The sequence below is a fragment of the Nocardiopsis suaedae genome (genome assembly GCF_027706745.1).
GTDB lineage: Bacteria > Actinomycetota > Actinomycetes > Streptosporangiales > Streptosporangiaceae > Nocardiopsis_A > Nocardiopsis_A suaedae.
Map to the genome: position 1 here is coordinate 1 of NZ_JAQFWP010000051.1, position 15,998 is coordinate 15,998.

The window sequence follows — 15,998 nt, forward strand, 5'->3', positions numbered from 1 at the left end:
CCGACCTCCTCTACCAGTGGATGAATCGGGCCGCCACAGCCGACAGCATCGACGAGGTCTTCGCCTCCTGACGCCGACAGCGTGAGGGGCCGTGCCGCGTTCGCGGGACGGCCCCTCCGTCGCTCCGGAAGCCGGAAGGCTCAGACCTCGGCGGTCTCCGGTTCGGTCTCCAGGGTGGAGCGGCGCATGGAGTAGCCGAAGTAGACCGCCAGGCCCACGAGCATCCACACGCCGAAGGTCACCCAGGTCGCCACGCCCATGCTGAGCATCAGGTAGGCGCAGGAGAGCACGCCCAGCGCCGGGGTCAGCGGCGCCAGCGGCATGGTGAAGCGGCGCCGCAGGTCCGGGCGGCGCTTGCGCAGGACGATCACCGCGACGTTCACCAGGCCGAAGGCGAACAGGGTGCCGATGCTGGTCGCGTCGGCCAGGTGGCCCAGCGGGACCACGGCCGCCAGCACCGCGATGGCCGCCGACAGGATCAGGATGTTGGCCGTCGGGTTCCCCCGCTTGTCCAGCTTGGAGAAGACCTTGGGGATCAGCCCGTCGCGGGACATCGCGAACAGGATGCGGGTCTGGCCGTAGAGGACCACCAGCACCACGCTGGCGATGGCGATCACCGCGCCGACGGCGAAGACCACCGACCAGATCGGGGTGCCGGTCACCACGGTCAGGATGTGCGCCAGGCTCGCCTCGGTGTCCTGGAAGTCGGTCCACGGCATGGCGCCCACCGCGACGAAGGCGACCAGGCAGTAGATCGCGGTGACGATGATCAGCGAGAGCATGATCGCCCGCGGCAGGTCCCGCTGCGGGTCCTTGGCCTCCTCGCCCGCGGTGGAGGCGGCGTCGAAGCCGATGTAGGAGAAGAACAGCGTCGCGCCGGCCGCGCTCACCCCGGCCATGCCCAGCGGCATGAAGGGGGCGAAGTTGCCGTCCCGCACGGCGGTGGCGGCGATCGCCACGAACATGACCATCACGGCGACCTTGACGACCACCATGGCGCCGTTGAGCCAGGCGCTCTCCCGCACCCCGCCGATGAGGGCCACCATGGCCAGCACCACCACCACGGCGGCCGGGGCGTTCACGATGCCGCCGTCGGCGCCGGGCGGCTGGGTCAGCGCGGCCGGCAGGCTCGCCCCGGTCACCAGGCGCAGCAGTTCGTTGATGTACTCGCCCCAGCCGACGGCGACCGCGGCCACCGACACCCCGTAGGTGAGCATCAGGCACCAGCCGCAGACCCAGGCGACCAGCTCGCCCATGGTGGCGTAGGAGTAGGAGTAGGCCGACCCGGAGGCCGGGATCATCCCGGCCAGCTCGGCGTAGGCCAGCGCGGAGAACAGCGCGGTGATCCCGGCGATCACGAACGAGAGCACCACGGCCGGTCCGGCCACCGGGACCGCCTCGCCGAGGACGACGAAGATGCCGGTGCCCAGGGTGGCGCCGATGCTGATCATGGTGAGCTGGGCCAGCCCCATGGTGCGCCGCAGGCTGCCGCCCTCGCCGTGGCCGGCCTCCTCGGTGAGCCGCTCCACCGGCTTGCGCCGCGTCAGCCGCTGCTTCACCGTCCTCTGCGGCGCCGCCGGCGCGGGGGCGCCGACCGTCTTCTCCTCAACCACCAGGGTCTCCTCGGGGGATGTCAGGCGACAGGTTCCGGGCGCGCTCGCGGAGCGGATCCGTACGGACCCTGAACAGGGGGGAAACGCGCCTCGGCAACAGTAGCGATGTTACCTGGGCTACAGAACCATCGAACGTTGCGGGTTCGATCGCCAATCCCCGCATTCTTTGCGGTGTGGCGCAATGAAACGCCGCTATATGTGGGTCAACTCACATATTTGGCCTTGATGACCTCTGTCACGCACTCCTGTGGCGCGGATGTCCGAATATGCACAACGGATGCCCGGCATTCCTCCCCGGACACGCGAAAGGGCGGGGCGCCGGTGGGCGCCCCGCCCGGATGCAACGCCGGAAGGCGGGCCGGAAGTCCCGGAGGGTCAGCCGGCGACGGCCACGGACGGCTCGCCGGACTCGGCGCCCTCGTCCTTCATGTCCTCGGCCAGGCGCATGGCCTCCTCGATCAGCGTCTCCACGATCTTGGACTCGGGCACGGTCTTGATCACCTCGCCCTTGACGAAGATCTGCCCCTTGCCGTTGCCCGAGGCGACGCCCAGGTCCGCGTCCCGCGCCTCACCCGGACCGTTGACCACGCACCCCATCACCGCCACCCGCAGCGGCACGTCCATGCCCTCCAGGCCCGCGGTCACCTCGTCGGCCAGCGAGTACACGTCCACCTGCGCCCGCCCGCACGACGGGCACGACACGATCTCCAGGCCCCGCTCGCGCAGCCCCAGCGACTCCAGGATCTGCGCGCCGACCTTGACCTCCTCGGCCGGAGGCGCCGACAGCGACACCCGGATCGTGTCCCCGATCCCCTCGGCCAGCAGCGCCCCGAAGGCCACCGAGGACTTGATCGTGCCCTGGAAGGCCGGCCCGGCCTCGGTCACGCCCAGGTGCAGCGGGTAGTCGCACTGCGCGGCGAGCTGCCGGTAGGCGTTGACCATCACGACCGGGTCGTTGTGCTTGACCGAGATCTTGATGTCGCGGAAGCCGTGCTCCTCGAACAGCGAGCACTCCCACAGCGCCGACTCCGCCAGCGCCTCGGGGGTGGCCTTGCCGTACTTGGCCAGCAGGCGCTTGTCCAGCGACCCGGCGTTGACGCCGATGCGGATGGGCACCCCCGCTTCGGAGGCGGCCTTGGCGATCTCGCCGACCTTGTCGTCGAACTTCTTGATGTTGCCCGGGTTGACCCGCACGGCCGCGCACCCGGCCTCGATCGCGGCGAAGACGTACTTGGGCTGGAAGTGGATGTCGGCGATCACCGGGATCTGGGACTTCTTGGCGATGATCGGCAGCGCTTCGGCGTCGTCGGCGGTGGGCACGGCCACCCGCACGATCTGGCAGCCCGAGGCGGTCAGCTCGGCGATCTGCTGCAGGGTGGCGTTGATGTCGGCGGTGGAGGTGGTGGTCATGGACTGCACCGACACCGGCGCGCCGCCGCCCACGGGCACGTCGCCGACCATGATCTGCCGGGACTGGCGCCGCTCCGCCAGACGCAGCGGCGGGGTGGCGGGCATTCCAAGATCGACGGTCACGGTCTCACCTCGCGGGCCGCCGGGGTGGTCCGGCGGCTTCGGTTGAAAGTCGAAGGGGTCGGGACGCCGCACCGGGCGCCGCGCAGGAGGCGGCCGGGCGCACCGGGACCGGGGTCCCCCGGTTCCTGGGAGAGCGGTGGCGCCGCCGTCCGCATGCGCTGCCTAGGCTACCTCCCCCTGAGCGGGGACGGGCCCACGGCCGCCGGGCGCCACCCGCCGGGCGGACACCCGCGGGTCACTGCGTCACGCGCAGCGGGTTGACCACGTCGGCGATCAGCAGCATGACGCTGAAGGCCAGGAAGCAGGCCACGACCACGTAGGCCACCGGCATGAGCTTGGCGACGTCGAAGGGGCCCGGGTCGGGACGCTTGAACACCTTGGCGAAGGCGCGGCGCACCGACTCCCACAGGGCGCCCAGGATGTGCCCGCCGTCCAGCGGCAGGATCGGCAGCATGTTGAAGGCGAACAGGAAGAGGTTCACCCCGGCCAGCAGGTTGATCAGGAAGGACGCCCGCTCGATCAGCGGAATGGGCTGCGCCAGCACCTCTCCGCCGATGCGGGAGGCCCCCACGATGCCCACCGGCGAGTCCATGGTGCGCTCCTCGCCCATGAACGCCGCCCGGAAGACGTCGTCGACCTTGGTGGGCAGCGCCACCAGCGCCTCGCCCACACCGACGATGGTCTCGCCCATGAAGGCGGCGGTCTCCCCCGGGCCCAGCGCCGTGCGCTCGTTCTGGAAGGTGATGCCGAGGAAGGCCGCCTTCTCGGTGTCGGGGATGCGGAACCCCTGGTCGTCGGTGAGCGGCTCGCCGTCGGGTCCGGTCTTGTACTCGATCTCGCCGGCGGCGTCGCGCGCCACGACAGTGTTCTCGATGAGGTCGGCCTCCAGCTCGACCTCCTCACCCCCGCGCTCGACGGTGAACGCGGTGGGGCCGGGCGATTCGCGGATGAGCCGGTTGGCGTCGTTCCAGCCGGCCACCCGCTCCCCGCCGACGGCCACGATCTCGTCGCCGGGCCGGAACCCGGCCGCGGCGGCGGGCGTGGGCGGCGCGTCCTCGGGGCAGGTCGCGTCGGTGGCGGTGGCGGGGACCACGCACTCGCTCACCGCGTTCACGGTGGTGGAGGGCTGCGGGACGCCGATCCCCATGAGCAGCACGATGAAAAGGCCGACGGCCAGCACGAGGTTCATCGCGGGACCGGCCACCATGACGATGATCCGCTTCCACGGAGCGCGCTGGTAGAACTGGCGGTCCTCGTCCCCCGGCTCCACCTCGACGCTGCTCGCCTCGCGCGCGTCCTCGATCATCGCGCGGATGCGGCCCATCGGGCGCCCGGAGACGTCGGGGGCGGCCGGCGGGATCATGCCGACCATGCGGACGTAGCCGCCCAGCGGGACGCCCTTGACGCCGTACTCGGTGTCGCCGATGCGCCGGGACCACAGGGTCGGCCCGAAGCCCACCATGTACTGGGTGCAGCGGATGCCGAACATCTTCGCCGTGCCGAGGTGGCCCAGCTCGTGCCAGGCGATGGAGAAGAGGAGTCCAAGGAAGAAAAGGACGATCCCCGCGATCGTGAGCACTGCGGTCATGCACCTCTCCTCAGGCTGCCCGGGCGATCAGCTCCCGGGCGCGGCTCCGGGCCCGTTCGTCGGCCGCGCGGACGTCGTCGGGGGTGGGTTCCTCCGGTTCGTCCGTGCCGTGTCGCTCTGAGACTACCCGGGCCACGGTGTCCACGATGGCGGGGAAGGACAGCCGCCCCTTCAGGAAGGCGTCCACGGCCTCCTCGTTGGCGGCGTTGTAGACGGCCGGTGCGGTCCCCCCGGCGGCGCCGACCTCGCAGGCCAGCCGGACGGCGGGGAAGGCGTCGTGGTCGAGCGGCTCGAAGGTCCAGCTCTGCGCGCGGGTCCAGTCCACGGGGGGCGCCGCCGCGCCGACCCGGTGCGGCCAGGACATCCCGTAGGCGATCGGGATGCGCATGCTGGGCGGGCTGGCCTGGGCGAGCGTGGAGCCGTCGGTGTACTCGACCATGGAGTGCACGATCGACTGGGGGTGGACGACCACCTCGATGCGCTCCAGCGGGACGTCGAAGAGCAGGTGCGCCTCGATCACCTCGAGCCCCTTGTTGACCAAGGTGGCCGAGTTGACCGTGATCACCGGCCCCATGCTCCAGGTGGGGTGGTTCAGCGCGTCCTCGGGGCCGACTCCGGCCAGTTCGGCCCGGCCGCGGCCGCGGAACGGGCCGCCGCTGGCGGTGATGACCAGCCGGCGCACGTCCTCCACGCGGGCCTCGACCTGCCCCTGGGCCAGGGCGGTCAGCTCGGCGGCGGGCACCCGCGGATAGCACTGGGCCAGGGCGAAGTGCTCGGAGTCGACCGGCACGATCTGCCCGGGCTGGGCGGCGGCGCGCACCAGCGGCCCGCCGATGATCAGCGACTCCTTGTTGGCCAGCGCCAGCAGCCGCCCGGCGCGCAGCGCCGCCAGAGTGGACTCCAGGCCCAGGGCGCCGGTGATGCCGTTGAGCACCACGTCGCAGCTCCAGGAGGCGGCCTCGGCGACCCCCTCGGCCCCGGCGAGCACCTTGGCGCCGCTGCCGCGCTCGGCGAGCAGCCGCGCGACCTCGGCGGCGCGCCCGGCGTCGGCGACCGCGACGGCCTCGGCTCCGGTCTCGGCGGCCTGGTCGGCCAGGAGCTCGGCGCGGCCGCCCCCGGCGGCCAGCGCCCGCACCCGGAAGCGGCCCGGGTTCGCGCGCACGACCTCCAGGGCCTGCGTTCCGATGGAGCCGGTGGATCCGAGGAGGACGACCTCGCGGGTGTCGTCGGGCCGGGAGCTCTGCAGGAGTCGTTCAGCGATTCGCACCCGGCCATTGTCGCGCATGGCGCACATGATCAGGGGACGGACGGCGCGGCTGATCAGGCCCGGACGGCGCCCCCTTTACATCGGCCCCCGCCGCGTCTAAGTTACCGGCCATGCAAGTTACCTCACAGTAGACTTCCGGTCCGCCGCCCCCTGGCGGACCCGCCCCGACGGGGGTCCGGCCGCCACGGCGGCCGGACACGGCGCGACCCCGGACGGGCACCCGCGGCACCGCCGCCGCACTCCCCCGCACCCCCGCACACGGCCCGCCGAGGGCCGGAAACGAGGACGCCATGCGCCGACTCCGCACACTGTGCACCGCCGTGCTCGCATCGCTACTCATGGTGACCCTGGCCGTACCCCCCGCTCACGCCGAGACGGGGGTCCGCGTCACCCACGAGACGATCCCCGGCCACGGCGGCATCGGCCTCCCCGCGAAGGTGATCACCCCCACCGGCCACGACGGGCCCCGCCCGCTGCTGGTCATGCCGACCGCCTGGGCCACCAACAACCTGCTCTACGTGGGCGCCGCGAAGCGGCTCGCCTACGAGTCCGGATACCAGGTCGTCACCTACACCTCCCGCGGCTTCTGGGACTCCGGCGGCGCGATCGAGGTCGCCGGCCCCGAGGACGTGGGCGACGCGCGCGCCGTCATCGACTGGGCGCTGGAGAACACCGACGCCGACCCCGGCCGCGTCGGCATGGCCGGGATCTCCTACGGCGCCGGGATCAGCCTGCTCACCGCCGCCGAGGACGACCGGGTCAAAGCGGTGGGCGCGATGAGCGGCTGGGCCGACCTGGCCGAGTCGATCTACTCCCACGAGACGATCAGCTACCAGGCGGTGGAGCTGCTGCTGTCCTCGGCCCACCTGACCGGGACGCCCGGCGAGAAGCTGCTGGAGATGGAGCGCGAGTACCGCGAGGGCAACGTCCAGCCCGCCCTGGACATGGCCCCCGAGCGGTCGGTCTCCACCAAGGTGGACGCGATCAACGCCAACGGCACCGCCGTGATGATCGGCCACGCCTGGAACGACGGCATCTTCCCGCCCGGCCAGCTCACCGACTTCTACGGGGAGCTGACCGGGCCCAAGCGCCTGATGCTCTCGGCCGGCGACCACGCCACCCCCGAGGCCTTCGGCGCCGTCGGCCTGCCCAACGAGACCTGGTCGGAGCTGACCCGCTGGTTCGACCACCACCTCAAGGGCGCCGACAACGGCGTGGGCTCCGAGGACCCGGTGCGGGTCAAGCCCAACAACGGCCGGGGCGCGTGGGCGTCCTTCCCCGACTGGGAGTCGGTCTCCGACGGCTCGCTCGACTACGGGCTGAGCGAGCCCGTGCGCACCTGGGACAACTGGCAGTCCACCGGCGGGCTCGACGAGGGGGCCGAGCCCGGCTGGAGCTACGGCGTGGGCGCCGGGCGCGGAACCGTCGCCGAGAGCGGGACGCTGCTGCTCAGCGGCGCGCTCCAGCAGTTCGCCGACATCCCCACCGGGGTGTCCCTGCCGCTGGTGAACCGCTCCTACGCCGGGGTGTGGACCGGGCCGCGGCTGTCCGAGGGCGCCCGGGTGAGCGGGTCGCCGGAGGTGGACATGGTCGTCACCCCGACCGCCGCCGACCAGTCGCTGTACTTCTACCTGTACGCGGTGGACCGGTACGGCACCGGGTCGCTGATCACCCACGAGCCCTACACGCTGCGCGGCGCCGAGCCCGGCGAGCCGGTCGAGGTGGGCCTGCGGATGGAGCCGGTGGTCTGGGACGTCGCCGCCGGGCAGCGGCTGGCCCTGGTGGTGGACACCGAGGACTCCCGCTACACCGACTCGGGCGACCGCGGCGAGCGGGTGGAGATCGGCTCCACCGAGGAGGCGCCGGCCGCGCTGTCCGTGCCCACCGGCCCCGACCCCGACGGCCGGGTCTGACGGCGCCCCCTGCTTGAGGGGCGGTCCCCGGCCGGTGCGCACCGGCCGGGGGCCTCAGCCGTTCCGGGGCCCCGGCCCCGTGTTTCGGTCCGACACTCCGCGACACGTCGTCCAACCGAAAGTGGGCACACCGTCACCCTGCGTGTGGCATGATCACGTCCCATGACACCGTCCCTCCTGCGCGTCCTCGTCGCGCCCCTGGTCGCGGCCGCCCTGGCCGCGGGTGCCACCGGAGCCTCGGCCGCCACCGGCCCGACCGGCCCCGCACCCGCCGCGGGCGGCCCCGGCGCCGTCCGCCACACCGCCTCCGAAGAGCCCGCCTCGGTCCTGGCCTACTGGACCGAGGACCGGATGGCCGCCGCCCGCCCGATCGGGCGGCTGATCGGCGGCGCCGCCGACGGGCTGCTCGACGCGCCGCCCGGGTACGGCGCATCCGGACGGGAGCACCAGGCCGACGGCGGCGACGCGCCGGAATGGACCGGCGGCGGCGCCGTGGCCCGGACCACCGGGCGGGTCTTCCTGAGCATGGACGGGCGCGACTTCACCTGCACCGCATCGGTGGTGCGCTCCCGCAACGCCTCCACGGTGGTCACCGCGGGCCACTGCCTCAAGGACGGCTCCGGGGCGTGGGCGTCCAAGTGGGTGTTCGTGCCCGGCTACGACGACGGCGAGGAGCCCTACGGGCGCTACACCGCCCGGGAGATGCTGGTGACGCCCGAGTGGGCGCGGCGCACCGACGACAGCCGCGACTTCGGGGCGGCCGTGCTGCGCGAGAGCGGCGGCGCACCGGTGCAGGAGGCCACCGGCGCCCAGCGCATCTCCTTCTCCGGCGACCACACCGGGTCGGTCCGGTCCTTCGGCTACCCGGCCCGCTCGCCCTACGACGGCCGGACGCTGCGCACCTGCGACGGCCCCACCCACGCGGACCGCGGCGGCACCACCGCGCGCGGCATGTCCTGCGACATGACCGAGGGCTCCAGCGGCGGGCCGTGGTTCGCCGGCTTCGACTCCGGGTCCGGCCGCGGCACCGTGGTGTCCGTGGTCAGCTTCAAGTACGCCTCGGACGCGGGCACCCAGTACGGGCCGGTCCTGGGCGCGTCCGAACGCCGCGTCTTCGACGAGGCCCAGGACGCCTGACTCCGGCGCCCCGCGGGACGGCGGGAACGCGCCGAGGGGGAGGGGCGCCGTCGCCCCTCCCCCTCGTGCCGCTCGGCGGCCGGGCGGTCCCGCCCGGCCGGTGCGGCTAGGACTCCGCCGAAGCGCTCTCCTGGGCCGGGGCGGCGGCCCCGGCCTTGCGCCTGCGGCCGAACACGAACAGGCCCATGTACAGGCTGGCGGCCAGCCCGACCGCCATGATGATCAGGAACGGCACCGCGCCCACGTGCGGGCTGATGATCAGCGGGATGGCCGCCGCGGTCACCAGGCCGCCGCCGAAGAACGGCTCGAACACCAGCTGCTTGTAGCCGAAGGCCGGGTAGGCCGGGGTCTTCAGCTCCGGGTCGACGATGCGCATGAGCACCAGGCCGGTGGCGGTGACGCCGAGGGACTGGCCGAAGTCGCCGATGCCGCGCTCGAACCAGTGCGAGGGCATCATCCGCGGGGCCAGGAACAGGAAGGCACCGACCACCCAGAGGATGCCGGCCGCGGCCAGCAGCAGGAACGGCAGCAGGTTCTCGGCGAGCACCTGCAGGGACAGGGTGGCCATGGCCGAGATGATCAGCATGTCCAGGGAGAAGCCCTGCACGCGCTCGATCATCATGGAGTCGACGATCGCGTTCTTGTCGAAGCGGTCGATGAGGATCTGCAGCAGGATGCCGCCGATCATCGCCAGCGGGAACAGCGGCACGTAGGCGAAGATCTCGATGGTGTCCGCCCACAGCGCCTGCTCGACGGCCTGCATCCCGGACAGGATGAGCTGCCCGATCAGCACGGCGATGGCGATCAGGCCGAAGTGCAGCGCCAGCGGGTCCAGCGAGGAGGGGTGCACGGTCAGCATCGCGCCGGGGCCGCGCTTCTCGCCGACCAGGAGCCCGGCCTGCTCGGCGTCGGAGATCTCGGCCTTGGAGTCGAGCACGACGGTCTTGCGGCGCCGCACACCCCAGTTGATCAGGGCGATGCCCAGCAGGATCCCGGCGAGCAGGCCGACGGTGGCCATGCCCACGGCCAGGTCCTGGCCCTCGGGGAACCCGGCCTTGTCGAAGGTGTCGCCGAGCCCGGCCGCGGTGCCGTGGCCGCCGACGAACCCGATCTCGATGAGCGCGCCGGTCAGCGCGGGCAGGTTGAAGACCGGGACCAGCACCAGCAGGGCGAGCAGCAGGCCGATGACGTACTGGCCGGTGCTCAGCGTCAACCCGAAGGCGAGCTGGGGTCCGGCCAGCCGGGCGGCGTCCTTGAACCTCGGCAGCGGCTTGCCCAGGAACAGCCCGGCGAAGACCACCGAGATGAGCAGGCCGGGCAGCGCGGACCAGACCTCGTTGACGCCGGCCCCGAAGAGCCCTCCCTCGGTGAAGGAGTCGACGCCGACGAGGGCCATGGCGCGGCCGAAGATGTCCGGCCCGAGGAGCAGCGCGATGCCGCCCCCGATGATCGAGCTCGGCAGGAACAGCTTCTGCGTGAGCTTCCACTTGACCCGGACGAGCTTCGCGACCAGCAGCAACACCCCCAGGAGGAGGAGCGCGAGGCCAATGGTGTCGGGGGACATCTCTTACCTCTCCGTTGAAGCATGAGCGCGCCCTCGGGGCGGGAGCGCACCGCGGAGCGGGCCTCGGTCGGAGAGGCGGTGCCCCGGGGGCGCGCCCCGTCCTCGGGCGCCGTGGCTGTGAGGGCGCCGGGCCGCACCGGGCCCGCGCCGGGTGCTCCGCACCGCGACGCGGCCGGGAAAACACCCAATAAACACTCAAACCGGGATAAACCAGGCTTAAGTGGTCGTCACCGGAAAGTGTGCCACCGTCCCGATACCGCTAGGTAACCCCCGGGGCACCGGACGGGGCGACGCGCGGCGCCCCGGGGGACCGTCCAGGGGAGGCGGTCAGAAGCAGGTCCCCTGGTGTGCGGCGCTTCTCACGAGAGCCGCACCACTCCGTATGCCTCTGCTCACAGCTGCACGCCGGTGAGAACCATCACCCGCTCGTAGGTCAGATCGTCCATCGCGGCGCGCACGCCCTCCTTGCCCACGCCGGACTTCTTGACCCCGCCGTAGGGCATCTGGTCGGCCCGGAAGGTCGGCACGTCGCCGATGACCACGCCGCCCACCTCCAGCTCCCGGTGGGCCCGGAAGGCGGTGGCGATGTCGGAGGTGAACACCCCGGCCTGCAGACCGAAGTCGCTGTCGTTGACCGCGGCGAACGCCGCGCCGGTGTCCTCGGCCCGCTGCAGCACCAGCACCGGGCCGAAGACCTCCTCGCGCACCACCTTGGCGTCGGCGGGGACCTCGGCGAGCACGGTCGGCTCCACCGTCACCCCGTCCCGGCCGCCGCCGGCGAGCACCTTGGCCCCGGCCCGCTCGGCCTCGGCGATCCAGCCGTGCACCCGCTCGGCGGCGGCCTCGTCGATCATCGGGCCGACCTGGGTGGCCGGGTCGGCGGGGTCGCCGGTGCCCAGCTCGCCGACGCGCTCGACCAGGCGGGCGGCGAAGTCGTCGTAGACCCGCGCGTCCACCACCACGCGCTGCACCCCGATGCACACCTGCCCGGCCTGGTTGTTGCCGAACAGGGCGATGCGCCGCGCGGCGTGGTCCAGGTCGGCGTCGGCCAGCACCACGGCCGCGGCGTTGCCGCCCAGCTCCAGGGTGAGGTGCTTGTGCGGGGCCCGGCGCTGCAGCTCCCAGCCGAACTGGCCGCCGGTGAAGGAGATGACGGGCAGCCGCGGGTCGGTGATCAGGTCCGAGGCGCGCTCGTTGGGCATGGGCAGCACGGAGTACGCCCCGCGCGGCAGGCCGGTCTCGGCCAGCACCTCGCCGAGCAGCAGCGCGGTGAGCGGGGTGCCCGGGGCGGGCTTGAGGATGATCGGCGCGCCGGCCGCGAGCGCCGGGGCCACCTTGTGGGCGACCAGGTTGAGCGGGAAGTTGAACGGGGCGATGCCCAGGACCGGGCCCTTGGGCACGCGGCGCACCAGGGCGACCCGGCCGGTGCCCCCGGCGTCGGTGTCCAGGCGCTGCAGCTCGCCGCTGTCGCGCCGGGCCTCCTCGGCGGCCAGCCGGAAGACGGACACGGCCCGCCCGGCCTCGGCGCGCGACCAGGCGATGGGCTTGGCGCTCTCGGCGGTGATCAGCGCGGCGAACTCCTCGGCCCGCTCCTCGATCCGCCGTGAGACGTGCAGGAGCGCCTCGGCGCGCACGTGCGCCGGGAGCGCGGCCAGCTCGGCGGCCGCGGCGTCGGCCGCCGCCACCGCCTGCTCGATCTGCTCGGGCGAGGGCACGGCGGCGGACCCCGCGCTCTCACCGGTGTAGGGGTTGGTCACCTGGATCTCGGTGTCGCCGGTCGCGGCTTCCCCGGCCAGCCAGAACGGACGCGTAGACATGCCCGAGACGCTAGTGCCCGCCGCACGGTGCGGCGTTATCCGCATTGGCCAGCACAGCGGCCCCGCTTGGCCATTCCGGCGCACCCGCTCCGCCTGTGCGCGCGGGGCCTCAGCCTCTCCGGCGACCGCGTCGGCCGCTGCCCTGCCACCAGCGCAGCACCCGCACCAGCAACGCGTCGGACCCCTCCTCCGGCCCCGGGTCCGGGGACCGGACGGCGGGCGCGGGGGCGGGCTCGGGCGCGGGCAGCGGCTCCGCCGGCTCGAACTCCACCGGAAGCGCGGCCGGGCCCCGGTAGAACAGCGACGGCGCCCACCACAGCTCCTCAGGGGGCAGGGCCAGGCGCAGACCGCCCAGCCGGGCGCGCAGCCGCTCCACCCCGATCTCCACGACCCGCTCGGCCACCGCCCGCGCCGGGCAGCGGTGCTCTCCGGCGCCCCAGATCAGGTGCGCGCGGTTGTGCCCGGAGGGGACGGCGGTCTCGTCCTGGTCCCCGCGCCGAAGCCGCGGGTCGGCGTGCGCGGCGGCCAGCCCGAACGCCAGCGGCTCCCCCTCGGCCACCCGGGTACCGCCGACCACCGCCGGGCGGGTGGCGTAGCGGGCGGGCAGCACCTGCACCGGCGGCACCGTCCACACCACGTGGTCGACGACCTCGTCGAGCAGCAGCCCGCCCCCGGCGAAGTCGCGGGCCAGGCCGTCGTCGCTGAGCAGCTCGCGCAGCACGTTGCCGAGCAGGTTGGCGGTGGGCAGGTGGGCGGCGGCCGCCATGGTCACCAGCTGGTCGGCGGTCTCCTGGTCGGTCGGGCCCGACGCGTGGCCCAGCATCCAGCTGGTGAGGTCCTCGCCGGGCACCGCGCGCTTGTGGCGGACCAGCCCGGCGAAGTAGTCGCGCATGCGCGCGGCGGCCTCGGCCGACCGGTCGCCGTCGTGCCCCCACATGGCGGTGGTCAGGTCGCCCAGGGCGTAGCCGAACGCGTCGTCCAGGCCGAAGAGGCGGTTGAGCACCATGGACGGGAGCAGGGCGCAGTAGTCGGCCACCAGGTCGGCGCCGCCCTCGGCGCAGAAGTCGTCGATGAGGCGGTCGGCGGCGCGGGTGATGTCGGCGCGCACCCGGGCGTCGCTCAGCCGGGCCAGCGCGTCGGTGACCGGGGCGATGAGGCGGGCGTGCTCGGCGCCGTCGGCGTACAGGGCGCTGCCGCTGTACCCCATGCCGATGGGGAGGTCGTCGCCGGGTGAGCGCCTGCCGTCGCGCACATCGCACCAGCGGCGCGTGTCCCGGGAGAAGCCGCCCCAGTCCCGCATGACCTCCAGGTTCTCCTCGTACCCCAGGAGCAGCCACACCGGCAGGCCCGGCTCCAGCTCGACCGGCGCGACCTGGCCGTAGCGCTCGCGCAGGGTCTCCCACACGCGGGCGGCCTCGCCGTGCTCGGCGTACTTGTACAGCGGGACGGCGGCCTCGTGCAGTGGGCAGCCGGGGGCGGTGTCGGGGCGCTCGGTCACGGCTTCGCTCGCAGACTGTCAGGGGGCGGTGACTGCGGTTCCACGAGGGTAGCGCCGCGCCCCGCGGGCCACCACCACCGTTCCCGCCCCCGGCCGCGTCCCCGGCGCGGGGCGGGGCGGGTCGGTGCGCCCGTTTCCGGCCGCGCCTCTCGAACTCCCGGGGGGCGCCGGGGTAGCCTGCCTACGCACCGTCGCCCGGCCATCACCGACGATCCCCGATCGCGCGTCGCCCTCCCGACCGACCTCTCCCCCACCCATCCCCCGTCGACCTGGGAGGGGCCCCGACCCGATGGCGATCCTCCGATCCCGCGCGCTGCCGCGCGCCCGCCCGCTCGTGCGCGCCTGTGCCGCTCCCCTCCTGGCCGCGGGCCTCGTCGCCGCGGCGGCCTCCCCCGCCGCCGCCGACGGCCCCGTGCACGACCTGCGCCGCGACCTCGACGCCCTGCTGCAGGACCCGGCCCTGGAGGGGGCGGTGTCCGGGGTGGTGGTGCGCAGCGCAGGAACCGGCGAGGAGCTGTACGGCCGCGAAGCGGACACCGCGCTGCTCCCGGCCTCCAACATGAAGCTGCTGACCTCGGCCGCCGCCCTGGAGGTGTTCGGGCCCGGGCACCGCTTCACCACGGATGTGCGGGCCGACACCGCGCCGAACCGGGGCGGGGTGGTCCGCGGCGACCTCTACCTGGTCGGCGGGGCCGACCCCACGCTGACCGCGGACGCCTACGACGACCTGGCCGAGGAGGTGGCCGACGCCGGGGTCCGCCGGGTCACCGGGGACCTGGTCGCCGACGACACCCTGTTCGACGACGAGCGGCTGCACCCGGACTGGGAGGCCGGGGACGAGCCGTACTACTACGCGGCGCAGATCTCGGCGCTGACCGTGGCCGCCAACGAGGACTACGACACCGGCGTCGTCACGGCCTCCGCCGAGCCCGGCGGCGACGCGGGGGACCCGGTCGAGGTCGGCCTGGAGCCGATGACCGACAACCTGGAGGTGCGCAACGAGGCGGCCACCGGGGCGCCGGACTCCGAGCCGTCGCTGACGGTGACCCGCGAGCCGGGCACCAACACCTTCACCTTCTCCGGCTCACTCCCGGCCGGGGGCGACGGGTACGAGGCGCTGCGCACGGTCGACGACCCCACCGCGCACGCGGCGCACCTGTTCGCCGACGCGCTGGAGGACAACGGGGTGAAGGTGACCGGCGGTGTCGCGCGCGGCGCCGCCCCGGCGGGCGCCGACGGGGTGGCCGACCGCTCCTCCGAGGAGCTGGGCGACCTCCTGGTGCCCTTCATGAAGCTGTCCAACAACGGGCACGCGGAGATGCTGGTCAAGGCGATGGGGGCGGAGCGCGCGGGCCTCGGCTCCTGGAAGGCGGGCACCGCGGTGGTCGAGACGGCCGCCGCGGGCCTGGGGCTGGACCCGCGCCTCTACGAGCAGGCGGACGGGTCGGGGCTGGCCCGCACCAACACGATGACCGCCAACGGGGTGGCCGACCTGCTGCAGGCGGCGCGCGGCGCGTCGTGGTGGCCGGAGTACGAGAACGCCCTGCCGCTGGCCGGAGCCGAGGACCGGATGGTCGGCGGGACGCTGCGGAACCGGATGCGCGACACGGCGGCCGAGGAGAACGTGCGCGCCAAGACCGGCACCCTGACCGGGGTGAGCGCGCTGTCGGGCTACGTGGCCGGGGCGGACGGCGAGGAGCTGGTGTTCGTGGTGCTGAACAACGGGTACTCGGGGCCGGCGCCGCGCCACGTGCAGGACGCGATCGGTGTACGGCTGGCGGAGTTCTCCCGCGACGGCGCCCAGCGGATGGCGGACGGGGCCGCTCCGGCGGGCGTCCCGGCCGCGACGGGCGCCCCGGCGGCGGAGACGGCCGCACCGGGCACGCCCGTGCCGGACGCCTCCTCCCTGGAGTGCTCCTGGGCCGGGACCTGCTGACACGCGCCCCGGATCCCCGATGATCCCGGGAAAAACGACCCTACAAGCGCGGTTCTGGCGTCGTTTTCTCCCGAGATCAACGAACGACACCACTCCAGCGGACACCGTTCGTCCGTGCCTCCCCCGTGTCGC

General features: G+C 73.6%; 10 protein-coding genes. 3 read left to right on the top strand and 7 right to left on the bottom strand.

Annotated features, from left to right (window positions below; translation table 11 throughout):
* Positions 1 to 140: 140 nt before the first annotated feature.
* The 4 genes from O4U47_RS22430 to dxr all read right to left on the bottom strand — a co-directional run bounded on the left by O4U47_RS22430 (position 141) and on the right by dxr (position 6,019).
* Positions 141 to 1,613: an amino acid permease gene (locus tag O4U47_RS22430; protein WP_270679911.1), complete on the bottom strand. Its 1,473-nt coding sequence runs from the start codon at positions 1,611 to 1,613 to the stop codon at positions 141 to 143.
* Between the two features lie 375 nt (positions 1,614 to 1,988).
* Positions 1,989 to 3,146, bottom strand: coding sequence for a flavodoxin-dependent (E)-4-hydroxy-3-methylbut-2-enyl-diphosphate synthase (gene ispG, locus O4U47_RS22435; RefSeq protein WP_270679912.1), 1,158 nt, complete (start codon positions 3,144 to 3,146; stop codon positions 1,989 to 1,991).
* Positions 3,147 to 3,381: 235 nt separating this feature from the next.
* Positions 3,382 to 4,734 carry a M50 family metallopeptidase gene (locus tag O4U47_RS22440; protein ID WP_270679913.1) on the bottom strand — a complete coding sequence of 451 codons (1,353 nt, stop codon included), beginning with the start codon at positions 4,732 to 4,734 and terminating at the stop codon, positions 3,382 to 3,384.
* 10 nt (positions 4,735 to 4,744) lie between these two features.
* Positions 4,745 to 6,019, bottom strand: coding sequence for a 1-deoxy-D-xylulose-5-phosphate reductoisomerase (gene dxr / locus O4U47_RS22445; protein ID WP_270679914.1), 1,275 nt, complete (start codon positions 6,017 to 6,019; stop codon positions 4,745 to 4,747).
* Between the two features lie 272 nt (positions 6,020 to 6,291).
* On the opposite strand from dxr, the gene O4U47_RS22450 reads away from it, so the two are divergent.
* Positions 6,292 to 7,914 (top strand): CocE/NonD family hydrolase, encoded by a 1,623-nt coding sequence (locus tag O4U47_RS22450; RefSeq protein ID WP_270679915.1) that lies wholly within the window; start codon positions 6,292 to 6,294, stop codon positions 7,912 to 7,914.
* A 162-nt stretch (positions 7,915 to 8,076) separates the two neighbouring features.
* Positions 8,077 to 9,051, top strand: a complete 975-nt coding sequence (locus O4U47_RS22455; RefSeq protein ID WP_270679916.1) for a trypsin-like serine peptidase — start codon at positions 8,077 to 8,079, stop codon at positions 9,049 to 9,051.
* Positions 9,052 to 9,157: 106 nt separating this feature from the next.
* Here the strand turns inward: O4U47_RS22455 and O4U47_RS22460 are convergent, their stop codons facing one another.
* From O4U47_RS22460 to O4U47_RS22470, 3 genes are all read right to left on the bottom strand, one after another.
* Positions 9,158 to 10,615: a sodium/glutamate symporter gene (locus O4U47_RS22460; protein WP_270679917.1), complete on the bottom strand. Its 1,458-nt coding sequence runs from the start codon at positions 10,613 to 10,615 to the stop codon at positions 9,158 to 9,160.
* Between the two features lie 392 nt (positions 10,616 to 11,007).
* Positions 11,008 to 12,432, bottom strand: a complete 1,425-nt coding sequence (locus O4U47_RS22465) for an aldehyde dehydrogenase family protein (protein WP_270679918.1) — start codon at positions 12,430 to 12,432, stop codon at positions 11,008 to 11,010.
* 109 nt (positions 12,433 to 12,541) lie between these two features.
* A complete protein-coding gene (locus tag O4U47_RS22470) occupies positions 12,542 to 13,930 on the bottom strand; it encodes a cytochrome P450 family protein (RefSeq protein WP_270679919.1) in 1,389 nt (462 codons plus the stop codon).
* A gap of 289 nt (positions 13,931 to 14,219) precedes the next feature.
* Between O4U47_RS22470 and dacB the strand changes: the two genes are divergently transcribed.
* The gene (dacB, locus tag O4U47_RS22475) at positions 14,220 to 15,866 is read left to right on the top strand and encodes a D-alanyl-D-alanine carboxypeptidase/D-alanyl-D-alanine endopeptidase (protein WP_270679920.1); all 1,647 of its coding nucleotides are present in this window, start codon (positions 14,220 to 14,222) and stop codon (positions 15,864 to 15,866) included.
* The last annotated feature ends 132 nt before the right edge of the window (positions 15,867 to 15,998 follow it).